This is a genomic window from Brevibacillus sp. HB1.4B, assembly GCF_013284285.1.
GTDB lineage: Bacteria > Bacillota > Bacilli > Brevibacillales > Brevibacillaceae > Brevibacillus > Brevibacillus porteri.
Genome location: NZ_JABSUT010000002.1, coordinates 32,907 through 56,458, shown reverse-complemented (window position 1 = coordinate 56,458; position 23,552 = coordinate 32,907). Strand labels below are relative to the sequence as shown.

Here is a 23,552-nt window from a genome sequence, read left to right as displayed (position 1 = left end):
CCGCAAATAACGGTCCTATCCGTATTTGCAAATTGTCTGTGGGGAGGGAAAAAGATGAACCGCTGTCTACATCAGTACAGCAGTTATCGATGGAACAGGATTCTAGGCGCTTTTGTTTTTTGCCTGATGATAGCAGTATCCGGTGGAATGGTTTCAGCAAAAGAGCCAGGACCGATCATTTCTGTCGTTGTCGATGGAATGGGAGTCCAATCAGATGTATCACCAATCCATCGAAATGGGCGCATGCTCGTTCCAATACGAGTAGTAGCGGAGGCAACAGGATCAGAAGTAAGCTACGATGCAGATACGCAAAAAGTATTGCTCAACAAAAAAGGCAAGCATATCACCCTTACAATTGGAAGCCAGACTGCGAACGTAGATGGAAAACGTTTGAAGATGGATGTTTCTCCAATCATTGTGAATAAGCGGACGCTTGTTCCGATCCGATTTATCTCTGAGGCATTTGGCTATCAAGTTCGATGGGATGAGACGTCGGCTGTTGCATACATACAATCCAAAACTGTGGAAGACAAGGCTGCGAGTGTGAAATACTCCTTGAATCCATATGTCGTTCAACAGGGAGATACCTTATCAAAAATTGCAGCTCGCCACGGCACGAACATGAGTGCCATTCAAAAAAATAACCCGCTCTCTTCTGATGAGTTACTGGTGGGCCAAATTTTATATTTGCCAGAAGATGCAAAAAGAGCTGAGCATCCGATGGCCACAAAAGTTGTGGATGCGGATGATCAATTGATTGGGAAACAATTTCGGTTTCCTTTCCACGATAATAGTGGATATGAGCCGTATGGGGATAGCTTCGGATCCGATCGAGAGTGGACCGAGTCGAATAGCGGCAGTGTCCGTAATCACGAGGGCATCGACATTATGGCACCGAAAGGAACGCCGATTTACTCGGTATCCGATGGGACAATCAACAAAGTGGGCTGGAATACGTATGGTGGCTGGAGAGTAAACATTACGGATGAGAATGGCCAATATCGGATGTATTACGCTCATTTGCAAGCGTATGCGCCAGGATTGCATGTAGGGAAAACGATAAAAGCTGGACAGCTGATCGGTTTTGTTGGAGATACAGGCTACGGTGGAACTGGTACAGTGGGAATGTTTGAACCTCACCTGCATTTTGGCCTCTATCGTAACAGCACGGGGAAAGCAATCGATCCGTATGATTACTTGCGGATTTGGGAGCAAAATAAAGTGGAGAGTCTCCTCTAATATTTGGACAAACTACTACGGAGTACCTTCACGAATAAAAGGAGGCCCGTCGTATGTGGACTTGTCCGTACTGTGGGGGAAGCCACGGCTTACCCTTTCATGATGAGCAGTTGGATGGCATGCTCTGTCTCTCGTCTGATTGCGGTCGATTTGTTGAAGAGCATGGCACATCGGATGATCCTCGAGACTGGGATGCGATGGATATGTAAGGAAAAGAGTGAACGCCCTTCGTAAAAAGGTGCGTTTGCTCTTTTTTTATATAATGGAAGCGCTGTGATTTGCGTATTACGGGACTTGCGTGAGCGCATAGGATGAAGCACTGGGATATATAATGGAAGATTCTGATGCTTGATGCCCTGACAATTGGTTACAATAGAGAAGAGTATGAGTAAGCTGATGGAGAAGGGAGATTGAACTATGACTGCTTCTACAACTGAAATTGCCTTTCAAAGCTCCCAAATCAATGGGATGAACGTACATATCCTTCCAACCGAAAAGTTCAAGACAACGACGATCGTGACGATGATTGAACAAGCGCTATCGGAGGAGCACGTAACGAAAACAGCATTGCTTGCGATGGTCATGAAACGTGCCAGCGCTCGTTTTCCAGAAACGAAACTATTGCGAGCACATTTGGATTTCCTGTATGGTGCCATTTTTGATGTCGATGTCATGAAAAAAGGCGAGCGGCAAATCCTGCAAATTTATATGGAAGTACCGAATGAAAAGTATTTGTCCAATGAATCCTCACTTTTGGAGCATGCCATCGAATTCGTAGGAGATATGCTCGTCAGACCGTATGTACAAGACAACGCTTTTTCCGAAAAGTACTTGGCACAGGAAAAAGAGACGCTACGAAAACGGATGGAGAGTTTGATCGACGACAAAATGAAGTATGCGAACCAACGCGTGACAGAAGAAATGTGTAAGGGTGAACCATTCTCGCTTCTCGTCCAAGGTCGTGTAGCGGATTTGCCAAAGATCACTGGCCAGGAGCTGTATCAATATTTTAAAGAAGTAACGACGACAAATCCGATCAATATGTTCGTGGTGGGCGATGTTGATCAGCAGGAAGTAAGCGAGGCTATTCGCAAGCATATCCCATTGGAGCGTTCCCAAGTAGGAGAACTGCAGATCGCATCAACGGCGAAGGATGTATCGGCTGAGCGCGAAGTGATCGATCGACTCGATGTCAACCAAGCAAAGCTCAACATCGGTTGCCGCACGCAGATCACTTATAAGGATGACGATTATCCGACGCTGCTCTTGTTCAACGGGATTTTAGGCGGTTTTCCGCACTCCAAGCTGTTTGTCAACGTCCGTGAAAAAGAAAGTCTCGCTTACTATGCCGTTTCCAGGCTAGAGAGCCACAAAGGGATTCTCATGATTATGTCCGGGATTGATGTTAGCAAATATCAACGTGCGGTTGAGATTATTAAGCAGCAGCTTGATCTAATGCAACAAGGAACCATATCGGATGAGGAAATGAGCCAAACGCGTGCAACTTTGTCTAATCAGTTCCGTGAGCTGTTGGACAGTGCGCGCGGGATGATTGATTTTACGTACAATGGTGTGATTAGTGGACGTCCTCGGAAAATCGAAGAGCTTTTGGCGGGGATCAACCAAGCGACCATTGAGGATATCAAGAAGGTAGCAAGCAAGGTGACGATTGACACGATTTATCTGCTGCGGGACAAGAAGGGAGAGGCATAAGATGCAGACCACTGTCTTTGAACAAGTAAATGAAACGGTATATCATGAGACTCTCCAAAATGGATTGCAAGTTTATCTGGTTCCCAAACAGGGCTTCAGCAAAACATACGCTGTGTTCACTACGCGTTACGGCTCCATTGACAGCCATTTCCGCACTCGAAGCGGGGAAGAAATCAATGTTCCCGACGGCATTGCGCATTTTCTTGAGCACAAAATGTTTGAGAAGAAAGATCGGGATGTCATGCACGAATTCAGTAAAAACGGGGCGAGCTGTAATGCATTCACGAGCTTCAATCGTACGGCTTATTTGTTCTCGTGCACAGATAAGCTAGATGACAATCTGAATCTGCTGCTCGATTATGTGCAGGACCCATATTTTACAGATGCCAGTGTAGAAAAGGAAAAAGGAATCATCGGCCAGGAAATCACCATGTACGATGACAATCCTGACTGGAAGGTGTACGTGAACCTCTTGAAGGCCATGTACCAAAAGTATCCGATTAACATTGAGATTGCGGGTACGATCGAGACGATCTCTCATATTACAAAAGAATATTTGTATCAGTGCTATGAAACGTTTTATCATCCTGCCAATATGCTCCTATTGGTCGTGGGTTCCTTCGAACCAGAAGCGATCATGAAGCTCATTCGTGAAAATCAGGGAGCAAAGGAGTTTGCTCCTGCGCCACAAATCACGCGCGTTTTTCCAGAAGAGCCATCAGCTCCAGCGGAAGCGAAAGTAGAAGCGTTTCTAACAGTTGGCTTGCCCAAATGCATGATCGGAATCAAGGAAAAGGAAAACGGTCTAACCAAGGAAGCCTTGTTAAAACGCGAGTTGACTACTAAACTGGTATTGGACATCGCGTTCGGCACAAGTTCCGCTGTCTATGAGCGTTTGTATGACAGTGAGCTGATTACGGAAAGCTTTGATTTTGACTACAGCAGCGAGCAGGATTATGCGTATACGATCATTGGTGGAGATACACCTGATCCAGAGCGTTTAGTGGAAACGATCAAAGCAGAAATCGAACAGTTGAAGCAAAACGGTATAGCCCAAGATGACTTTGAGCGTGCGAAGCGTAAAAAAATCGGAAACTTCCTGCGTTCTCTAAACTCCGTGGAGTTTATCGCTAACCAGTTTACCAGCTTCAAATTTAACGGAAATGATCTGTTTTCCGTAGTGCCTGCCTTGGAGTCGATCACACGCGAAGATGTGGAAAAACGTTTGAAGGAGCATTTTTTAATCGAGCAGATGGCTGTTTCTATCGTTCGTTCCGCTTCGCCACAGGAGTAATGTATTCATGTTCAAGCAAGAGACGCCGTGGGCGTTAATTACGGGAGCTTCCGGAGAGATCGGGCAGGCGATCGGTGCCTACCTGATTGATGCGGGGGTTCCCCTTTATCTGCATTACAATCGAAATAAAGAAAAATTGGAGCCGTTGGTGCAAAAATGCCAGGAGCGGAGTGTTCCGTACGTCATCCTCCAAGCTGATCTACGGGATCCACAGCAAATTACGGCGATGTTTGCTCAGATGCAGGTTGCACCATTATTGATCGTAAACAACGCCTCTGTGGATGATGTCGGCTTATTTACGGATGTGACTGTCGAGAAATTCGATGAGCTCATCGCTCTTAATGTTCGTTCGGCTTTTTTGGTCTGCCAAGCTGCTGTTCCGGCCATGCTGCGCGCAAGGTATGGGCGTATCGTTAACATCTCTTCCATTTGGGGACTGACAGGCGGTTCATGTGAAGTGCTGTATTCCATGACCAAAGGAGCAGTCAATACGTTCACAAAAGCCCTGGCAAAGGAAATGGCCCCAAACGGAATCACGGTAAATGCAGTCGCTCCTGGAGCTATTGCTGGTGGAATGATGGAGCGCTTTGCTCCAGATGAAATGGAAATGATCGCGGAAGAAATTCCGGCCAACCGTCTTGGACAACCATATGAGGTAGCCGCAGTCGTGCGCTTTTTGCTTTCGGCGGATTCCAGTTATGTGACGGGGCAAGTGATTAGTCCAAACGGTGGATGGTACACGTAGAAGAGAAGTATGCATGAATAAAATACGAGAAATGATGGAATTCTACCTTTTGTGTGGGCAGCAAATCTGTTCGCAACGTACAAAAGGAGGGAATTTCCCTATGTCGATTCTTGACAATTTCAGCGACTGGAAAGCGTTTCTCGGAGATCGGGTAGAACAAGCGAAACAATCCGGGATGGAAAGCGATACGCTTCAAAATGTAGCTTATCAAATCGGTAGCTATCTGTCTGAGCAAGTAGACCCGAAAAACGATCAGGAGCGTCTGTTGAAACAGCTGTGGGACGCAGGTGATCAACAGCAGCAACAAGCTTTGGCATCACTCATGGTGAAGCTTGTTCAGAATCGCAATGATGCGAACGCTGGCAGCTAGCCATCAAATCCCCTACTTTTGGGGATTTTTCTTTTCGCGATTGTCGAATGAAACGAACGTGATATACTACATAAGAAGAGAATTCTGGTTGGCGGAGAGGATTGCATATGGAAGCAAAGAAAGAATGGTACATGGAGTATGAGATTGCCCGTAACCGTCCCGGTCTCTTAGGGGACGTATCTTCTATTCTGGGGATGTTGAACATTAATATCGTGACGATCAATGGTGTGGATACCATGCGTCGAGGTATGCTGCTCTTGACCGATGATGATGAAAAAATGGAGGTTTTGCGCAACGTTGTGCAAAAAATGGACAACATAACCATAACGAGGTTACGTCCCCCGACAATGCTGGATCGCTTGGCTGTGCGTCACGGTCGCTATATTGAACGGGATAGCGAGGACAAAAAAACGTTTCGTTTTGTTCGTGAAGAGCTGGGCTTGTTGGTCGATTTCATGGCAGAAATTCTGAAGAAGGAAGGTCATCAGCTCATCGGGATTCGTGGCATGCCTCGCGTAGGGAAGACTGAATCGATGATTGCTGCCAGTGTATCCGCCAATAAACGTTGGACATTCATTTCCTCTACTTTGTTGCGCCAGACGGTGCGTAGTTCCTTAGCCATTGATGAAATGTCTACAGATCATGTATATTTGATAGATGGAATTGTCTCAACGCTGCGATCGACAGAAAAGCACTTCACCTTGCTTCGGGAAATTATGAACTTTCCTGCCGCAAAAATCATTGAGCATCCGGATATATTCGTAAGGGAATCTGAGTACCAACTTGATGATTTCCATTACATTATTGAGCTGCGTCATCATCCGGATGAAGAGATTACATATGAGCTTATCAACAATCGCGGCTTTGATAATTTCGAAATGAATTAAGGAGGGGCAGCTGTGTCTGAGCTAGGTCAAGTCCTACAAAGGGCCCGCGAAGAAAAAGGAATCACGCTCGACGACATCCAACGTATCACCAAGATACAGCGGCGATATTTGGAAGCCATTGAAAGGGGTCATTTTCATGTACTTCCTGGCCACTTTTACGCGCGTGCATTTATAAAGAGTTATGCGGAAGCTGTCGGTCTAGACCCGAACCACATCCTGACTCACTTTCAGTCCGATTTGCCGGCCCAGCCACCTACAGAGCAAGTAGAACGACTGCGTCGCAGACGAGTTGCTTCAGCGAACAATCCATTACAAGCGGGGCGATGGGTTACCAAGACCTTGCTCGTCTTGTTTATTGCCTTGATTATCGGGGTTATTTATTTCGCTGTCGTCAACAACAACGGAAATCAGATGACTCAGCCAGTGCCGGGTGGAACAGTTAACCCTGGAGCAGAGATTGTCACGCCTGGCAATGGTGGTGGAGCGGGAACATCCCCGATTGCTCAACAACCGAAGCCTCCTTCTATTACCACACCGAATCCTGAAACAGGAACAAACCCACCTGAGACCGTTACAGAAACTCCTCAGGCAACCATCACATTCGAATCGCAGCAAGGATCAATGTATAATTATTCCTTGCAAGGTGGAGAAAAAATCACGGTTTATTTGAAGGTGAAAGCAGAAACAAGCTGGTTTGGTATTTCGGAAGGAAAAGGCAAAACTTATGTTGAGCAGGGCACGCTCAAGAAGGATCAGGAAAAAACGATTGAGCTGGGGAAATCAGCTTATATTCGTTTGGGCAAACCGACTGTAGTGGAATTGAAGGTTAACGGAGTCTTGGTAGACACGTCTAAAATGAAATCAATGCCGTCTAATATTACGATGAAAGTTAAAGAGGCGGTCACCCAGTAGGCAAGCATATGCTTGCCTTTCGTACTTTTCTCTTTTTTGACACTTCCTTTAGGCTTATATTATACTGGATAGGTGTAATATGGGTTGGTGTGACCAATTGGAGGAAAAAAGATGACAGAGAAGGTAGGCACGCGTGAAAAAGTAGCGATTGTTACGCTGGGCTGTGAAAAGAATCTCGTTGATTCGGACATGATGGCCCATCTGATAGATGAAAAAGGTTATGAACTGGTTGATAACCCGGAAGAAGCAACTGTGGTCATCGTCAATACCTGCGGTTTCATCGATGCAGCCAAGGAAGAATCCGTCAATAAGATTCTGGAAATGGGTGAATTGAAGGAATCCGGCAAACTGAAATCGCTTGTGGTGGCAGGCTGTCTCACACAACGTTACAAAGAGGATATCTTGAATGAGATTCCTGAGGTGGACGGTATTGTCGGAACAGGCGATTTTATGTCGATTGCAGGTATTATCGAAGAATCTCTAGAGGGCAAGCGACCGATTTTTGTAGGAAATCCCATTTTTACGTACGAAGATGTAGTGAAGCGGAAAGTAAAAGAAGGCACATACTCCGCATATATTAAAATTGCCGAGGGTTGTGACAACGCCTGTACGTTCTGCTCGATTCCTTTGATGCGTGGGGGATTCCGCAGTCGTACAATCGAGTCCATCGTAGAAGAAGCGCGTCATTTGGCTGCTCAAGGTATCGTAGAAGTGAGCCTGATCGCACAAGATTCTACGAACTACGGAACGGATATTTACGATGGAAAACTGATGCTTCCTGAACTTTTAAACCGCCTGGCAGAACTCGAGGGCATCGAGTGGATTCGTCTTCACTACGCATATCCTGGATTTTTCACGGATGAATTGATCCACACCTTTGCTACCAATCCAAAAGTGTGCAAATACGTAGATATGCCTTTGCAGCACTCCGAAGACCATATTCTGAAAAGAATGCGTCGTCCGGGAAGACAGACGGACATTCGTGCGCTGGTAGCAAAAATTCGCGCACAGGTTCCAGATGTGGCACTGCGTACCTCTTTGATCGTAGGGTTCCCAGGGGAAACAGAGGAAGACTTCGAGCGCCTGAGCGAGTTTGTGAAGGATATTCGCTTTGATCGACTGGGTGTGTTTACTTACTCCAACGAGGATGACACTCCAGCTTCTCGTCTGCCTGACCACGTTGACGAAGAGCTTAAGGAAAAACGTGCGAACATGCTGATGGAAATTCAACGTGAAGTAGCCGGAGATCGCAACGGACGCTTTGTTGGTCAAGTCTTGGATATTTTGATTGAACGTTACGAAGGACGTAACGATATTTATGTAGGTCGAACACAGTATGACGCTCCGGAAATCGATGGTGAAGTATTCGTCACAGGTTTTAAAGGCGAACTGGGCACCATCGTAAAAGTAAAAATTACACACTCCTATGAATACGATTTAGCCGGGGAGGTAGTCTAGTTGAATCTCGCCAACCGCATCACACTCGCCAGGATCTTTCTGGTGCCGGTAGTTATGTTTTTTATGCTGGTGCGTTACAACATCGGGACATTTTCGATTGGCAGCCTGACGATGACGTATAACGAGCTGATTGCGGCTTTGGTGTTTATCCTAGCAGCCAGTACGGACGGACTCGACGGTTATATTGCACGGAAAAATAAAATCGTGACGAACTTGGGGAAGTTTTTGGATCCGCTTGCTGATAAGCTGTTGATTTCCGCAGCACTCATTTCACTTGTAGAGATGCAACGTCTGGAAGCGTGGATTGCGATTGTCATTATCAGCCGGGAGTTTGCGGTAACGGGTCTACGACTAGTTGCAGCGGCAGAAGGACAGGTAATTGCTGCGAGTGCATTGGGTAAACTGAAAACATGGGTGCAGATCGTAGCGATTACGGCTGTTATGATTCGCAACTTCCCATTTGAGTTCTTCGGCATTCCGTTCGACGAAGTAGCTACTTGGGCGATGGTGATCATCACGATTTACTCCGGGTACGACTACTTTGCGAAAAATCGTAACGTGATCCAATACTCGTAATGCGGGTATTGGTCTCTTTTTTCACAAGACTCTTCTCTTGAGCGTTTGCAAGTGATAAACTATTAGTTTAGAGGCTTTTCTACTCTCAAAGAGGATGGATGAGGAAGATGAGAGCGGAGATTATTGCGGTAGGTACCGAACTTTTGCTAGGCCAGATCGCTAACACCAACGCACAGTTTCTTTCTCAGAAGCTGGCGGAAATTGGCGTGGGAGTTTACTTTCATACGGTTGTGGGAGACAATACGGAGCGATTGCTACAAGTGATTCGATTGGCATCAGGGCGATCTGATCTCGTCATTTTCACGGGTGGGCTAGGGCCGACTCAAGATGATTTGACGAAAGAAACCTTGGCGGGGCATGTAGGCATTGGATTGGAAACGAATCCAGAGGCCATGGAGAGAATTGAAAAATTCTTTTTGCAACGTGGGATTGTCATGACGGAGAACAATCGTAAGCAGGCGCTGGTGCTTTCTGGCAGCCATGTATTCTCCAACGATTTCGGGATGGCGCCGGGGATGGCGATCCGTCATGACAGTAGTACGTTCGTGCTGTTGCCTGGACCACCAAGCGAGCTGTATCCAATGGTGGAGAATTACGTGATGCCTTACTTGAACGATTTGCTCCCAGAAAAACAAGTGTTTCATTCTCATGTACTCCGGTTCTACGGAATAGGCGAATCCGCCTTGGAGGAAAAACTGCTCGATCTGATCGAAAAGCAGGACAATCCAACGATCGCGCCATACGCCAAAGAATTCGAAGTAACGCTGCGGATTACGGCAAGAGCTGCTACAGTCGAAGAAGGGGAAGCCCTAATCTTACCTGTAGAAAAAGAAATTCTCAGCCGTGTTGGCCAGTATATGTACGGGATGGGTGAGAATTCGTCGCTGCATGATGTGCTGGTTTCTGAGCTAAAAAAGAGAAATGAGACGATTGCTTGTGCAGAAAGCTGCACAGGAGGAGCAATTGCCTCGTTGATTACCTCAGTGCCGGGAAGCTCGCAAGTGTTTCGTGGAGGGGTAGTCTGCTACACCAATGAAGTGAAAAATCAGCTGCTCGAAGTACCTGATTCCATTTTGCAAGCAGATGGGGCAGTCAGTGAGAAAACAGCTCAATTGCTGGCTGAACATGTACGAGAAAAGCTGGGGGCTACTTACGGGATTTCTGTTACGGGAGTGGCTGGACCCGATCCTTCCGAGGGCAAGCCTGTTGGCCTTGTTTACGTAGGGATCGCGGCAGAAGGAATGCCTACAGTTGTAAAAGAGCTCCGCCTTGCCGGAAGAAGGCATGCAATCGTTGGGCGTGCCGCTAAATACGCGTTGTTTTATGCGCTGCAAATGCAAAAAGAAAGGTGATTTTTTTCATGACGATTTTTTCCGATTTTCCTTTACATAAATCTATTCTGCAAGCGATTCACGATATGGGTTTCGAGGAGCCATCACCGATTCAGGCAGCTTGCATTCCTAAAGTTCTGGATGGCGGAGACCTGATTGGTCAAGCACAGACAGGTACTGGTAAGACTGCTGCATTCGGGATTCCACTTGTAGAAAAGATTACGCCTGCCAATCGTGTACAAGCGATCGTGCTGACCCCAACTCGTGAGCTGGCTATCCAGGTTGCGGGAGAGCTCTTGCGCATCTCGAAATATAACAAAGTTCGTACGCTGCCAATCTATGGCGGACAATCGATCGGACATCAAATTCGTGCACTGCGCCAAGGTGTACAAATCGTTGTAGGTACTCCTGGCCGTGTTATGGACCACTTGCGCCGAAAAACATTGAAGCTGGATCACGTACATACACTCGTTTTGGATGAAGCGGATGAAATGCTGGACATGGGCTTCATCGAAGATATCGAGACGATCATCACACATATGCCGGAAGAGCGTCAAACCTTGCTGTTCTCTGCGACGATGCCGCCAGAAATCAAGCGTTTGGCTACCCGTTACATGAAACAACCGCAAACGATCGCGGTTAGCCGTGAAGAAGTAACGGCACCATTGATCGAACAGGTATACTACAAAGTGTTTGACCGTAACAAAGTAGAGAGCCTCTGCCGCATCTTGGACAGTGAGGATGTCGAGCTGGGTATCATTTTCTGCCGCACTAAGCGCGGCGTAGATGAGTTGTCTGAAGTGCTGCAATCCCGCGGATACCTTGCGGACGGATTGCATGGTGACTTGTCACAGGCACAACGTGACAAGGTCATGAATGCGTTCCGTGAGGGCTCGATTGAATTCTTGATCGCGACTGACGTAGCAGCACGCGGTATCGACGTAGGAAACGTCTCTCACGTAATCAACTACGATATTCCACAAGACTCTGAGAGCTACGTACACCGTATTGGCCGTACTGGTCGCGCAGGTCGCAAAGGAATTGCGATGACGCTGGTTACGCCGCGTGAAGTAAGACAAATGATGTTTATCCAAAAGCAGACAAAAGCACAAGTGCTCTCTCGCAATGTTCCTTCCCTGGAGGAAGTGGCTGAGCGCAAACAAGAGCAATTGCGTGAACAATTGACTAGCCTTTTGGAAAGCGATGCAATCGCGGATATGTATCAAAAAGTAGCGGATGCTCTCGTAGGTCAATACCCGGCTGAAAAAGTAGCAGCTGCTGCATTACACCTGGCATTCCATACCGAAGCGGGACAAGGGCAGGAAGTAGAAGCGTACAACTTTGGTGAGACAGGCGCAGCAAAAGGCATGGTTCGCTTCTTCCTGAACGTAGGCCGCAATGCGAACATGAAGCCACAGGATCTGGTACGCGAGATCTCTGAATCTGTGGGTATCCCAGGAAAATCAGTAGGTCGCATCGATATTTTCGAGAACTTCACATTTGTTGAGGTTCCAGAAGAGGTAGCTGCTTTCGTATATGAGTCACTGCGTCAAACACGTATCAACGGAAAACGAATCAATCTGGAGCCTGCAAAGCCTCGCGGAGCGAAGCGTTCCTAATTAGAGAGTATTACACAAAGCAGTCATTTCTCTGGGAACAACCAGGAAATGGCTGCTTTTTTGCGATGCGAATATTTGTTCGCAAAAAATACTTGGCAAACACTTCTGTCTCGAGGTATGATGAAGACAAGCAAAAGAGATGCGAAAATTGAAAGGGTGTGTACCATTTGTCAGATCGTCGCGCAGCTTTGGAGAGTGCATTGCGTCAAATAGAAAAGCAATTCGGAAAAGGTTCCATTATGAAGTTGGGAGAAGTATCCAACATCCAGATTTCTACGGCTTCTAGCGGTGCACTTGCTCTAGATATTGCACTTGGTGTGGGTGGGTTCCCACGCGGACGGATTGTTGAGATTTACGGACCAGAGTCTTCTGGTAAAACAACAGTAGCGCTTCATGCCATCGCAGAAGTTCAAAGACAGGGTGGACAAGCTGCGTTTATCGATGCTGAGCATGCCTTGGATCCGGTTTACGCTGCGAAGCTGGGTGTGAACATCGATGAATTGCTGTTGTCCCAACCAGACACTGGTGAGCAAGCTTTGGAGATCGCGGAAGCACTGGTGCGCTCTGGTGCGGTAGACATTATCGTAGTCGACTCCGTTGCGGCACTCGTACCAAAAGCAGAGATCGAAGGCGAGATGGGAGATTCCCACGTAGGTTTGCAAGCACGCTTGATGTCCCAAGCACTCCGCAAGCTGTCCGGAGCCATCAACAAGTCCAAAACGATTGCCATCTTCATCAACCAGCTTCGTGAAAAAGTGGGAGTTATGTTCGGTAACCCAGAAACAACTCCGGGTGGACGCGCTTTGAAGTTCTACGCGAGTGTTCGCTTGGACGTTCGTAAAGCGGAATCTATCAAAGTTGGCAACGACATTTTGGGAAGCAAGACGAAGATCAAAGTCGTCAAAAATAAAGTAGCACCACCATTCAAGGTTGCTGAAGTGGATATCATGTACGGCGAAGGTATTTCCAGAGAAGGTAGCATTCTCGACATCGGTTCCGAGATCGATGTGGTTCAAAAGAGTGGTGCATGGTACTCCTTCAATGAGGAGCGTCTCGGCCAAGGTAGAGAGAATTCGAAAGTCTTCCTGAAAGAAAATCCGCACATTGCATCACAGATTGAAACAAAGGTGCGCGAATACTTCAGCCTAAACCCTGGTTCTGTTCCAGAAGGTGAAGCAGTAAATGACCCAGAGCAAGATGAAGAGCCTACATTTGATCTGGAGTAATGAAGAGTAGAAGAGCAGCCTGTCGATGAGACAGGCTGTTATTTTAGCTTTGCGAAGGAGTGAATCATCATGAAGAGCGGCCTGATCACTGCCGTTCATCGAGATATCAAACAAAAGCAACGCTACCATATCGATGTCGAAGGCGAGTATGCCATTACCGTACACGAAGACATACTGGTAAAGTACAACCTATTTAAGGGAACAGAATTAGATGAAGCTTTTTGCCGAGAAGTCCTGATAGCAGAAGAAAAGCATAAAGCGTATTTAGGTGCATTGCGATATCTCGGCATACGCCCGCGAACAAGCAGTCAGCTGCATTCCTATTTGATAGAAAAGGGATTTTCGCCACAGATTGCAGAAGAGATATGCCAGCGCTGCAAGGATCACGGCTACATCGATGATGAAGCATTTGCGAAGCAATGGGTAGACGAGCGATTGCGTTTGAAGCCGAGGAGCCCGTATATGCTGCGTATGGAGCTTACCCAGCGTGGAGTGGACAGAGCGATTGTAGAGGACGCAGTACGTGGCGTGTCTAGGCAGGCTGAACTAGATGCTGCCCGCGCATTGATAGAGAAGAAGGCGCGGCGTATAGAGGGTGCACCGAACCCCGATGAAGAGCGTAAGCTGCTATCTATGCTGATGCGCAAGGGATTCTCCCATGCGATCATTCAACAAATGCGTGAAGAATTGCGTCATAGAAGCGATAGTTAGGGCCAACTCTATTTGCATGATCTTGACAATTCTTGTTCACAAATAATAAAATAGGTTTGTATTTACTTGGTGTATCATAACTTTTGTGATTTGCTCACTCGTTGCCTATGAAACAACTGAAAAACCGTGCGAAAGCTGTACGGATTCAGCGGACCGAGTAAATCGGTCTTGTTTTTTAGCCGAATGTTCAAATGTGAGAGCACTCCATGGAAAACAAATGCTTGGAAAGCGGGGAGATGTCTTACAATAAGGAGGTGAAACGAAAAAGCCTATGGATCCTATACTTACTGTTGTCATTGTGCTCGTTGCCCTGCTGATCGGCTTGGGTGCAGGCTACTTCACTCGTAAATCGATTGCGGAAGCGAAGATCTCCAGTGCAGAAGAAGCTGCACGACAGATCGTGGAGGAAGCTAAACGGGACGCCGAAGCCGTTAAGAAGGAGAAGGTGCTGGAAGCAAAGGATGAAGTGTTCAAGCTTCGATCCGAAGCGGAAACCGAATTGCGTGAGAGACGCAATGAGATCCAGCGTCAGGAACGACGAATTCTACAAAAAGAAGAATCGTTGGACCGCAAGATGGAACAGTTGGAGCGCAAAGAAGAAGAATTGTCTGAGCGTGACCGTACCATCGCAGAACTGCAAAGCAAGGTAGAGCACTTATATAAAGAACAAGTATCAGAGCTAGAACGAATCTCCGGCTTGACGCAGGATGAGGCGAAGACGATCATTCTGACTGATGTGGAGAATACCGTCCGTCACGAAATGGCTGTGATGATCAAGGAGATTGAGACTCAGGCCAAGGAAGAAGCGGACAAGCGTGCTCGTGAGATCATTACGACCTCCATTCAACGTTGTGCAGCAGACCACGTAGCAGAAACAACCGTTTCTGTGGTTACGTTGCCAAATGATGAGATGAAGGGACGTATTATCGGACGCGAAGGACGTAACATTCGTGCCCTGGAAACGTTGACTGGTATCGATCTGATTATTGACGATACTCCAGAAGCAGTCATCCTGTCTGGCTTCGATCCGATTCGTCGGGAAATCGCCAAGACAGCGTTAGATAAACTGGTCGCAGACGGCCGCATTCACCCAGCTCGCATCGAGGAAATGGTGGAAAAAGCACGTCGCGAAGTAGACGAGCGAATCCGTGAATACGGTGAGCAAGCAACGTTTGAAACAGGCGTTCACGGCTTGCATCCAGATCTGATCAAGATTCTCGGACGCTTGCGTTATCGTACAAGCTACGGTCAAAACGTACTGAAGCACTCTATGGAAGTGGCACATCTCGCCGGTTTAATGGCGGCAGAACTGAAAGAAGATGTGAAGCTGGCCAAACGTGCAGGTTTGCTGCATGATATCGGAAAAGCAATTGACCATGAAGTAGAAGGTTCACACGTTGAAATCGGTGTTGAACTGGCTAAGAAGTACAATGAGCATCACGTAGTAGTGAACAGTATTGCGTCTCATCACGGTGATACCGAACCAACTTCCGTCATTGCTATGCTCGTGGGAGCTGCTGACGCTCTGTCTGCCGCACGCCCAGGTGCACGCCGTGAGACATTGGAAACATATATCAGACGTTTGGAGAAACTGGAAGAGATCTCTGAGTCGTTCGATGGCGTAGAAAAGTCTTATGCGATTCAAGCAGGACGCGAAATTCGCGTGATGGTTCAACCTGATAAGATTGACGATGCGGAAGCTACCCGTCTGGCACGGGATATCACGAAACGAATTGAAAATGAACTTGACTACCCAGGTCATATTAAAGTAACGGTTATCCGTGAAACACGGGCAGTTGAGTATGCAAAGTAAAGTGGCTGCGTGCCACTTTACTTTTTTTGTAGCGCAACGAAGGACACACCAAATGTTTGACGAAGTCAAGTTTTCTAATGAGCAGAGGAATTGTGTATACTAGCAATGAGGTGATTTGGTAATGAAGTTGTTATTCATTGGAGATATTATGGGCTCGCCTGGCAGAGAGATCGTGAAAACATATCTGCCGTTACTGAAACGAAAATACAACCCTACCTTTATCGTAGCGAATGGAGAGAACGCTGCGCATGGTCGTGGGATTACAGAGAAAATTACCAAGGAGCTTTTCGCGTGGGGCGTTCAAGCGATTACGCTCGGGAATCATACGTGGGACCAAAGAGAAATTTTCGATTTTATTGATGATGAGCCGCGGATGATTAGACCCGCGAACTTCCCAGAAGGGGCTCCTGGAAAAGGGATTACATATATCAAACAACATGAAGGGGAACTAGCCGTCATTAATTTGATGGGGCGTACGTTCTTGCCGCCGCTCGATTGTCCGTTCCAAATGGCTGACAAGCTAGTAGAGCAAGCTCGGAAGCGTACGAAGCTCATTTTTGTAGACTTTCATGCGGAAGCCACATCGGAAAAGCAAGCAATGTCATGGTATCTCGATGGGAAGGTAACGGCGGTCGTGGGGACACATACCCATGTGCAAACCGCTGATGAACGTATTTTGCCTCAAGGAACCGGATTTTTGTGTGATGTAGGAATGTGTGGACCGAGTAATGGCATTTTGGGGATGGAGCGAGAAGCTGTTATTAAGAAATTTTTGACACAGCTCCCAGTTCGCTTTGAGGTAGCGCCAGATCCAGCGCAGTTGAATGCGGTGCTGATTACTCTAGATAAAACGACTGGGCATGCGAAAAAAATGGAACGAATCAGAATTGACTCTGACCATCCGTTTATGGAATAATGAGAATAAGATTAGAATTTTTTGAATCTTTCAAGCGAGTTAGCAGGAATTTTTAGGGGTTATGCGAATATCATTCTAATGATGACAGGATTCCTATCAGACGGGAGGTTCAAAAAGGATGGAAGTATTAAAAGTTTCAGCAAAGTCTAACCCCAATTCCGTTGCTGGTGCCCTTGCCGGAGTTCTTCGTGAACGAGGAGCCGCTGAGATCCAAGCCATTGGTGCTGGGGCGCTTAATCAAGCTGTGAAGGCAGTAGCAATCGCACGAGGGTTCGTAGCGCCGAGTGGAGTTGACCTCATTTGTATTCCAGCCTTTACCGACATCGTGATTGATGGAGAAGAACGAACTGCAATCAAATTAATCGTAGAACCCAGATGATACAACTGCAAATGCTTCACCTGCCTGTTTGTTCGAAGAATGAACAGGTTTTTTCGTTTGTTCAGAAGTATAACCTCCGAAGTTATCGATGAGAAGGAGCGTTTCCATATGAAAATCTTTGATGCGCATAGCGATGTATTATGCAAGCTATGGCAGAACCCTGATTTGGACTTCTATAAAGAAGACAAGCTCTTGCAAACGGGTTTTACCGCCCTTGAAAAAGGGAATGTAGACATACAAGTGCTTGCCTGTTTCGTCCCTTCTCAAGTGCCGTTTGGACGTCGCTTTCATTCTGTACTAGAAATGATCGATATTTTTTATCAAAAGGTGGCCAGTGATAAATTCCGGCCGATTTTCACAAAGGCAGATTTGACTGAATGCGTATTAAAGGGACAGAAAGGGGCTATTCTGTTTGTAGAAGGTGCGCATGCATTAGAAGAGAGTCTGGTTCAGCTACGTACGTGGTTCCGGCTTGGTGTACGAGGAATGACGCTGACCTGGAATCATGGCAATGCCCTAGCAAGTGGAAATGGAGAGCCGAATCCAGGTGGACTTACTTCATTTGGACGAGAAGTCATAGAAGAAATGAATCGGCTGGGGATGATCATTGATGTTTCGCATTTGGCCGACCCAGGATTCTGGGATGTACTAGAATGCTCGAAAGCACCAGTGATCGCATCCCACTCGAACGTGAGAAGCCTATGCAATCACTCTCGCAATTTGACGGATGAGCAAATTCGAGCGTTAATCGCCAAAGATGGCGTGATTGGCTTGACGTTTGTAGACTTCTTTACCGTGCCGGACAAGCGCACGGTTTGGATCGATGACTTGCTGCGCCACTTGGATCACATCTGCGCGTTGGGTGGCGTAAACCACGTAGGTTTTGGCTCCGATTTCGATGGTATTACCGAGACGTTTGGGGACATGGCATCCGCGGCAGATTACTCCCAGTTACTAGAAGCTTTGTTAAAACGATATAAAGAGGCGGAAGTATTGAAATTTGTGCAAGGAAATTGGTTGCGTGTTTTCGGAAACGTGCTACAATAAAGCATGAGGATATTAATGTACCAAGTTCAACATTAAAATTCAGGTCAAAAGTAAGTTGAGTAAAAGCACTTGCAATTTGACATGGACAGGACTACAATTGTTACTGTCTATGCACAGAAATGTCACATCTTATCAGTCTTTTCAAGGTGTGATAGGGCAGCTTTTCTCACAGTCACTGAAAGGGTGGAATCTGAATGATTAGTCAACTTTCCTGGAAAGTTGGAGGACAGCAAGGGGAGGGCATCGAGAGTACTGGTGAGATTTTCTCGATGGCAATGAACCGGATGGGGTACCATCTGTATAGCTACCGTCACTTCTCTTCCCGTATTAAGGGTGGACACACGAACAATAAAATTCGCGTGAGCACAACGCCAATGCGTGCGATCTCTGACGATCTGGACATTCTCGTAGCGTTTGACCAAGAGACGATCGATTTCAATGCGCATGAGTTGCGTGAAGGCGGTATCATTATCGCGGACGCGAAATTTAATCCAAAGTTGCCGGACGGCTTGAAGCCAGTTCGCTTCTTCACTGTACCACTGACTGAGATCGCTGATGAGCTGGGAACTTCCCTGATGAAAAACATGGTGTCGATTGGTGCATCCAGTGCCATCCTCGGCATTTCAGTGGAAAGCTTCCGTCCCATTGTTGAAGATATGTTCCTCCGCAAGGGCGAAAAAGTGGTTGAAAAGAACATGGATGCCATTCGCCGCGGTTTTGATTTTGTAAATGAATTGACTGGTGGTCAACTTCCTGAGTTCCAAATGGAAAAGGCTGATCCACAAAAACAACTGTTCCTCATCGGTAACGATGCGATCGCTCTGGGTGCTGTAGCAGCAGGCTGCCGTTTCATGCCAGCTTATCCGATCACACCTGCTTCCGAGGTAATGGAATACTTGATTAAAAAGCTGCCTAAATTGGGCGGTACTGTTATCCAAACAGAAGACGAGATTGCTGCAATTACGATGGCAATCGGTGCTAACTTCGCGGGTGCTCGTTCCTTGACTGCTTCTGCAGGTCCTGGTCTGTCCCTGATGATGGAAGCAATTGGTCTGGCTGGTATCACGGAACAACCAGTTGTAATCGTGAACACACAGCGTGGTGGCCCATCTACTGGTATGCCTACCAAAATCGAGCAATCCGATGTGAATGCTATGATCTACGGTACGCATGGTGACATTCCAAAAGTAGTGATCGCGCCAAGCACAGTAGAAGAGTGCTTCTACGATGCAGTTGAAGCGTTTAACATTGCGGAAGAATACCAACTGCCTGTTATCCTGATGACAGACTTGACGCTGTCCTTGGGTAAACAAACCGTTGTTCCATTTGACTACAGCAAAGTAGAAATCCGCCGCGGAAAACTGCTTGCTGGACAAGAATTGCCAGAAAAAGAGCAAAACGACCTGTTCAAACGTTATGAAGTAACAGAAGACGGCGTTTCTCCTCGTGTTATTCCTGGTCAAAAATACGGTCTGCACCACGTAACTGGTGTTGAGCATGATCAAACTGGTCGTCCATCTGAGAATGCTGCAAACCGTATTCAACAAATGGATAAACGTATGCGCAAAATGGAAGGCGTCCTGAAAAGCTTCAAAGGCGCTGTAACAGCAGATGCTCCTCACGCTGATGCGGATGTTCTGGTTGTGGGTATCAACTCCACAATTGGTACTATTCAAGAAGCAAAAGGCCGTCTGGAACAAGAGGGAATGAAAGTAAACCATGCACAAATCCGTTTGCTGCATCCGTTCCCAACTGAAGAAATCAAAGCACTCGTAGATAAAGCGAAGAAAGTTGTTGTTGTTGAGCACAACGCTCAAGCGCAAGTAACAAGCTTGCTCAAACAACACGTTGGAAACGCTGAAAAAATCGAATCCGTGCTTAAATATGACGGTAACCCATTCCTGCCGAAGGAAATCTATGCTGAAGTGAAGGAGCTGGTAAAAAATGGCGACTATGAAAGAGTTTCGAAATAACGTAAAGCCAAACTGGTGCCCAGGCTGTGGAGACTTCTCCATCCAAGCGGCTATTCAACGCGCTGCAGCGAACGTAGGTCTGGAACCTGAAAATCTGGCGGTTGTTTCCGGTATCGGTTGCTCTGGTCGTATTTCCGGCTACATCAACTGTTATGGTTTCCACGGTATTCACGGACGTTCCCTGCCAATCGCACAAGGTGTGAAAATGGCGAACCGCGAGCTGACAGTTATCGCAGCAGGTGGTGACGGGGATGGTTTCGCGATCGGTATGGGCCATACTGTACACGCTATCCGTCGTAATATGAACGTTACGTACATCGTAATGGATAACCAAATCTACGGTCTGACAAAAGGTCAAACCTCCCCGCGTTCCGCGACTGGTTTCGTGACCAAGTCTACACCGGCAGGTTCCATCGAGTCCTCGATTTCTCCAGTTGAACTGGCGCTGTCTGTAGGTGCGACATTCGTTGCTCAATCCTTCTCCAGCGATCTGAAGGGCTTGACTGAACTGATTGAAAAAGGTATCCAACACGAAGGCTTCTCCTTGATCAACGTATTCAGCCCTTGTGTAACCTACAACAAGGTAAACACATACGACTGGTTCAAAGAGAACATCGTACCAGTAGACACGCTCGAAGGATACGATCCACATGACCGTATCAAAGCAATGTCTACCTCTATGCAACACAAAGGCCTGATTACAGGTCTGATCTACCAAAACACTGAGCAAAAACCTTACGAAGCTCTTGTAAATGGCTTCAAAGAAGAAGGTTTGGTGAACCAAGACATTCGCTTGTCTGAAGAAGACTTCGAAAAATTGGTTAAAGAATTTGCTTAAGTTTGATAGAGTGAAAAACCTCTCCTTAACGGGAGAGGTTTTTTTGTTACATGCGTTCGCGCCACTGCCTGTACACGAGCATGACAAGGAAAAAGACAACCAATTGACCAAAGAGTGGATACAGGAAGCGGAGAAGCGAGCTGAACCCGATAAAACTGATCAAATAGCAAATCAGCAAAATCCCGAGTAAAATAGTCGGCCCTCGAAGTGGGGTAACTTGTCTAATCTGTTGGGCTAGACCAAAAACGTTGGCCACAAGAGTCGAGAAAATTTCGGCATACACCAATAGGGAGAATAAAAAAGGAATGGTTGGCCCCAAGCCTTGCAGCACAGCAATCATAGGCATTTCCGCGTGATGGATTCCCGGCATTTTTACAGAGAGAGAAGCATAGGCGAGCAAGAGCAGAAGGCCTATTCCCAATCCTCCTATGATTCCCCCCAGGATGAGAGGCTTCTCGCTTGTACTCTGTCTACCCATCGGAATCAAAACCGCTTGTGTAAGCGTGACATTTAAGGCAACATAATAAAAGGGAGAACTAAGCCACGCCCAAGGCCGTAACGATTCAACGACGACATTCGTATCTAACCATGGCTTCGTATAAAGGAAGACAAGTACAGTAAAGCCAATGAGCATCGGAACAAAAATGCTGTTCACGTGATGGATGGCAAACAGCCCTTTTTTCGTCACGAAAAAAATCAAAATCATGCTAAACCAAATGCCGATTTGGGGAGATAATCGAAATGACTCCCAAAAAATCGCGCCGGTAGCAGCGAGCATGACGGAGGTAGTGCCTAGCAATACGGTTAAGAGCAAGGTATTAAATACAGTGCCAAACGGATGCCCAAACAAATAGGTGCTGACTTCTTGATAGGAATCGGCCTGAATCCGATAGGCAATCAGCATGACGCGGATGCCTGCCCAAATAAACAGCGTCGTCGCCAGAATGATGCCAACTAAGCCTTGTGTTCCATATTGAACAAAGAACTCTACAATTTCCTTGCCTGAGGCAAAACCAGCTCCTACGACTGTCCCAATATACGTAAAAGCGATCTGCCATGCGGCTCTCCATGTTCCTTGCATCTCAGACCTCCTGTCCCACCTTATTCCATCCTATGAGAGGGAGTGAACCGAATATGCGCGTTACCGTGTTAGGCTATCAATCTCCTTATCCTGGCCCAGGGGGTGCTACTCCGGGTTACCTAATTGAAACAGACCGTGTCAAAATTCTTCTCGACTGCGGGAGCGGTGTTCTTGCTCAGTTAGGCAAGCATTTGCCCATTTATGAGCTGGATGCCATGCTCTTATCTCACTATCATCATGATCATGTTGCGGATGTAGGAGTGATGCAGTACGGTTTAATGGTTCATCAGCTATTTGGCCAAAGACCTGCTGACAAGCCGCTTCCTATCTACGCTCCTGCGCTGCCATTGGCGAATGCTCAGACATTGGTGTATCGAGATGCGACCACATTTACACCAATCACCGAAGAAACGTCTGTTACCATTGGGGACGTCTCGATTACTTTTTTACGGACAGACCATGGTGATGGAGATCCATGCTACGCCATGCGTTTGGAAGCAAACGGTCATGTCCTCGTATACGGAGCTGACAGTGGACCAGGCACAGCCTGGGAGGGCTTTGCGAATCAAGCGGATTTGTTTATTTGTGAGGGGACCTATCTGGATTACAATTTACCAGCCAAGCAAAATGGGCATCTGTCTGTTCGCCAAGCGGCAGAACTGGCACAATCCTTATTCTGCCGTTCGTTATTAGTTACGCATTTGTTTTACGGCTATGATGAGTCTAAAGTAATTGCGGAGGCCAATGCCTTTGTTGCAGGTCCAGTTTATGCGGCGCGCATCGGCCTGCAAATCGATTTATAACAAGGTTTGTGTACATAGAGAGGAGAGTTGACTGTGTTTCCAAATGTATTAGAAGTTGCACGTAAATTAATCCGTGAACGGGTACAAGTAGGAGAAACTGTTGTAGACGCCACGATGGGGAATGGAAATGACACCTTATTTCTTGCGCAATTGGTGCAAGAAGAGGGGAAAGTAATCGCCTTCGATATCCAGCCGCAGGCAATCGAGAAGACACGAGAGAGACTCGAAAGAGAAGGTCTGGCGAACAGGGTAGAAATGATGCTCGCCAGTCATGAGGAAATTGACAAGCTGGAGATTAGTGCCGCGGCGATCATGTTTAATCTAGGCTATTTACCGGGTGGAGACAAAGAAATCACAACACAAGCGAGTAGTACCATTCAGGCGATTCAATCAGGGTTGAGGGTGCTCAGACCAGGCGGAATCATGACAGTCATGATTTATTGGGGGCATTCGGCGGGAGAGACGGAAAAAGAGGCAGTAGAAGCATTTTGCCACGAGCTAAGCCAATTGGATTATTTGGTTTTAAAATATCAATATATCAATCAGCAAAACCAAGCCCCATTTTTACTGGCTATCGAACGCCGGGGACAATAAAAAGAACGAAATGCGATCCTTTCCCGG

The 23,552-nt window shown here is 46.9% G+C and carries 23 protein-coding genes; 22 read left to right on the top strand and 1 reads right to left on the bottom strand.

Features of this window, described 5'->3' with window-relative positions:
* The first annotated feature begins 54 nt into the window (after window positions 1-54).
* From HP398_RS04520 to HP398_RS04425, 20 genes are all read left to right on the top strand, one after another.
* Complete coding sequence (locus tag HP398_RS04520) at window positions 55-1,239, top strand: stalk domain-containing protein (RefSeq protein WP_173621994.1); 1,185 nt, start codon at window positions 55-57, stop codon at window positions 1,237-1,239.
* Between the two features lie 53 nt (window positions 1,240-1,292).
* Complete coding sequence (locus tag HP398_RS04515) at window positions 1,293-1,448, top strand: hypothetical protein (protein WP_167385121.1); 156 nt, start codon at window positions 1,293-1,295, stop codon at window positions 1,446-1,448.
* A gap of 208 nt (window positions 1,449-1,656) precedes the next feature.
* The gene (yfmF, locus tag HP398_RS04510; RefSeq protein ID WP_173621993.1) at window positions 1,657-2,952 is read left to right on the top strand and encodes an EF-P 5-aminopentanol modification-associated protein YfmF; all 1,296 of its coding nucleotides are present in this window, start codon (window positions 1,657-1,659) and stop codon (window positions 2,950-2,952) included.
* 1 nt (window position 2,953) lies between these two features.
* The gene (yfmH, locus tag HP398_RS04505) at window positions 2,954-4,246 is read left to right on the top strand and encodes an EF-P 5-aminopentanol modification-associated protein YfmH (RefSeq protein ID WP_173621992.1); all 1,293 of its coding nucleotides are present in this window, start codon (window positions 2,954-2,956) and stop codon (window positions 4,244-4,246) included.
* A 7-nt stretch (window positions 4,247-4,253) separates the two neighbouring features.
* Complete coding sequence (gene ymfI, locus HP398_RS04500) at window positions 4,254-4,991, top strand: elongation factor P 5-aminopentanone reductase (protein WP_173621991.1); 738 nt, start codon at window positions 4,254-4,256, stop codon at window positions 4,989-4,991.
* Window positions 4,992-5,091: 100 nt separating this feature from the next.
* Entirely contained in the window at window positions 5,092-5,361 is a 270-nt protein-coding gene (locus tag HP398_RS04495; RefSeq protein WP_017249265.1) for a DUF3243 domain-containing protein, read from the top strand.
* A gap of 107 nt (window positions 5,362-5,468) precedes the next feature.
* Window positions 5,469-6,248, top strand: coding sequence for a YmfK family protein (locus HP398_RS04490; RefSeq protein WP_016743377.1), 780 nt, complete (start codon window positions 5,469-5,471; stop codon window positions 6,246-6,248).
* Window positions 6,249-6,260: 12 nt separating this feature from the next.
* A complete protein-coding gene (locus HP398_RS31330) occupies window positions 6,261-7,160 on the top strand; it encodes a helix-turn-helix domain-containing protein (RefSeq protein WP_017249264.1) in 900 nt (299 codons plus the stop codon).
* 111 nt (window positions 7,161-7,271) lie between these two features.
* Window positions 7,272-8,618, top strand: coding sequence for a 30S ribosomal protein S12 methylthiotransferase RimO (gene rimO, locus HP398_RS04480; RefSeq protein WP_173621990.1), 1,347 nt, complete (start codon window positions 7,272-7,274; stop codon window positions 8,616-8,618).
* Complete coding sequence (gene pgsA, locus HP398_RS04475; RefSeq protein WP_017249262.1) at window positions 8,619-9,194, top strand: CDP-diacylglycerol--glycerol-3-phosphate 3-phosphatidyltransferase; 576 nt, start codon at window positions 8,619-8,621, stop codon at window positions 9,192-9,194.
* 107 nt (window positions 9,195-9,301) lie between these two features.
* Window positions 9,302-10,546 (top strand): competence/damage-inducible protein A, encoded by a 1,245-nt coding sequence (locus tag HP398_RS04470; protein ID WP_173621989.1) that lies wholly within the window; start codon window positions 9,302-9,304, stop codon window positions 10,544-10,546.
* Between the two features lie 8 nt (window positions 10,547-10,554).
* Window positions 10,555-12,144: a DEAD/DEAH box helicase gene (locus HP398_RS04465; protein WP_016743381.1), complete on the top strand. Its 1,590-nt coding sequence runs from the start codon at window positions 10,555-10,557 to the stop codon at window positions 12,142-12,144.
* A gap of 167 nt (window positions 12,145-12,311) precedes the next feature.
* Window positions 12,312-13,370: a recombinase RecA gene (recA, locus tag HP398_RS04460; RefSeq protein ID WP_017249260.1), complete on the top strand. Its 1,059-nt coding sequence runs from the start codon at window positions 12,312-12,314 to the stop codon at window positions 13,368-13,370.
* Window positions 13,371-13,439: 69 nt separating this feature from the next.
* Window positions 13,440-14,081 (top strand): RecX family transcriptional regulator, encoded by a 642-nt coding sequence (locus HP398_RS04455; protein ID WP_017249259.1) that lies wholly within the window; start codon window positions 13,440-13,442, stop codon window positions 14,079-14,081.
* Window positions 14,082-14,352: 271 nt separating this feature from the next.
* Window positions 14,353-15,894: a ribonuclease Y gene (gene rny / locus HP398_RS04450; RefSeq protein WP_017249258.1), complete on the top strand. Its 1,542-nt coding sequence runs from the start codon at window positions 14,353-14,355 to the stop codon at window positions 15,892-15,894.
* 121 nt (window positions 15,895-16,015) lie between these two features.
* A complete protein-coding gene (locus HP398_RS04445) occupies window positions 16,016-16,810 on the top strand; it encodes a TIGR00282 family metallophosphoesterase (protein WP_007719153.1) in 795 nt (264 codons plus the stop codon).
* A gap of 118 nt (window positions 16,811-16,928) precedes the next feature.
* On the top strand, window positions 16,929-17,189 hold the full coding sequence (gene spoVS, locus HP398_RS04440) for a stage V sporulation protein SpoVS (RefSeq protein WP_003385776.1): 261 nt from the start codon (window positions 16,929-16,931) through the stop codon (window positions 17,187-17,189).
* 108 nt (window positions 17,190-17,297) lie between these two features.
* Window positions 17,298-18,236 (top strand): dipeptidase, encoded by a 939-nt coding sequence (locus HP398_RS04435; protein WP_173621988.1) that lies wholly within the window; start codon window positions 17,298-17,300, stop codon window positions 18,234-18,236.
* 194 nt (window positions 18,237-18,430) lie between these two features.
* Window positions 18,431-20,209, top strand: a complete 1,779-nt coding sequence (locus HP398_RS04430; RefSeq protein WP_017249256.1) for a 2-oxoacid:acceptor oxidoreductase subunit alpha — start codon at window positions 18,431-18,433, stop codon at window positions 20,207-20,209.
* A complete protein-coding gene (locus HP398_RS04425; protein WP_007719146.1) occupies window positions 20,181-21,047 on the top strand; it encodes a 2-oxoacid:ferredoxin oxidoreductase subunit beta in 867 nt (288 codons plus the stop codon). The genes HP398_RS04430 and HP398_RS04425 overlap by 29 nt, the downstream gene beginning before the upstream one ends.
* A 46-nt stretch (window positions 21,048-21,093) precedes the next feature.
* Here HP398_RS04425 and HP398_RS04420 read toward each other — a convergent pair whose 3' ends face one another.
* Window positions 21,094-22,128, bottom strand: coding sequence for a YkvI family membrane protein (locus tag HP398_RS04420; RefSeq protein ID WP_069849181.1), 1,035 nt, complete (start codon window positions 22,126-22,128; stop codon window positions 21,094-21,096).
* A 53-nt stretch (window positions 22,129-22,181) separates the two neighbouring features.
* Here HP398_RS04420 and HP398_RS04415 point away from each other — a divergent pair, with 53 nt between their 5' ends.
* Both HP398_RS04415 and mnmM read left to right on the top strand, forming a co-directional pair.
* Window positions 22,182-22,931 carry an MBL fold metallo-hydrolase gene (locus HP398_RS04415; RefSeq protein ID WP_017249254.1) on the top strand — a complete coding sequence of 250 codons (750 nt, stop codon included), beginning with the start codon at window positions 22,182-22,184 and terminating at the stop codon, window positions 22,929-22,931.
* Between the two features lie 33 nt (window positions 22,932-22,964).
* Complete coding sequence (gene mnmM / locus HP398_RS04410; protein WP_017249253.1) at window positions 22,965-23,525, top strand: tRNA 5-(aminomethyl)-2-thiouridylate-methyltransferase MnmM; 561 nt, start codon at window positions 22,965-22,967, stop codon at window positions 23,523-23,525.
* The last annotated feature ends 27 nt before the right edge of the window (window positions 23,526-23,552 follow it).

Coding starts and splice junctions, on each gene's coding strand:
- HP398_RS04520 (WP_173621994.1), top strand. CDS start 55: ATGAACCGCTGTCTACATCAGTACAGCAGTTATCGATGGAACAGGATT.
- HP398_RS04515 (WP_167385121.1), top strand. CDS start 1,293: ATGTGGACTTGTCCGTACTGTGGGGGAAGCCACGGCTTACCCTTTCAT.
- yfmF (WP_173621993.1), top strand. CDS start 1,657: ATGACTGCTTCTACAACTGAAATTGCCTTTCAAAGCTCCCAAATCAAT.
- yfmH (WP_173621992.1), top strand. CDS start 2,954: ATGCAGACCACTGTCTTTGAACAAGTAAATGAAACGGTATATCATGAG.
- ymfI (WP_173621991.1), top strand. CDS start 4,254: ATGTTCAAGCAAGAGACGCCGTGGGCGTTAATTACGGGAGCTTCCGGA.
- HP398_RS04495 (WP_017249265.1), top strand. CDS start 5,092: ATGTCGATTCTTGACAATTTCAGCGACTGGAAAGCGTTTCTCGGAGAT.
- HP398_RS04490 (WP_016743377.1), top strand. CDS start 5,469: ATGGAAGCAAAGAAAGAATGGTACATGGAGTATGAGATTGCCCGTAAC.
- rimO (WP_173621990.1), top strand. CDS start 7,272: ATGACAGAGAAGGTAGGCACGCGTGAAAAAGTAGCGATTGTTACGCTG.
- HP398_RS04470 (WP_173621989.1), top strand. CDS start 9,302: ATGAGAGCGGAGATTATTGCGGTAGGTACCGAACTTTTGCTAGGCCAG.
- HP398_RS04465 (WP_016743381.1), top strand. CDS start 10,555: ATGACGATTTTTTCCGATTTTCCTTTACATAAATCTATTCTGCAAGCG.
- HP398_RS04455 (WP_017249259.1), top strand. CDS start 13,440: ATGAAGAGCGGCCTGATCACTGCCGTTCATCGAGATATCAAACAAAAG.
- rny (WP_017249258.1), top strand. CDS start 14,353: ATGGATCCTATACTTACTGTTGTCATTGTGCTCGTTGCCCTGCTGATC.
- HP398_RS04445 (WP_007719153.1), top strand. CDS start 16,016: ATGAAGTTGTTATTCATTGGAGATATTATGGGCTCGCCTGGCAGAGAG.
- spoVS (WP_003385776.1), top strand. CDS start 16,929: ATGGAAGTATTAAAAGTTTCAGCAAAGTCTAACCCCAATTCCGTTGCT.
- HP398_RS04435 (WP_173621988.1), top strand. CDS start 17,298: ATGAAAATCTTTGATGCGCATAGCGATGTATTATGCAAGCTATGGCAG.
- HP398_RS04430 (WP_017249256.1), top strand. CDS start 18,431: ATGATTAGTCAACTTTCCTGGAAAGTTGGAGGACAGCAAGGGGAGGGC.
- HP398_RS04425 (WP_007719146.1), top strand. CDS start 20,181: ATGGCGACTATGAAAGAGTTTCGAAATAACGTAAAGCCAAACTGGTGC.
- HP398_RS04420 (WP_069849181.1), bottom strand. CDS start 22,128: ATGCAAGGAACATGGAGAGCCGCATGGCAGATCGCTTTTACGTATATT.
- HP398_RS04415 (WP_017249254.1), top strand. CDS start 22,182: ATGCGCGTTACCGTGTTAGGCTATCAATCTCCTTATCCTGGCCCAGGG.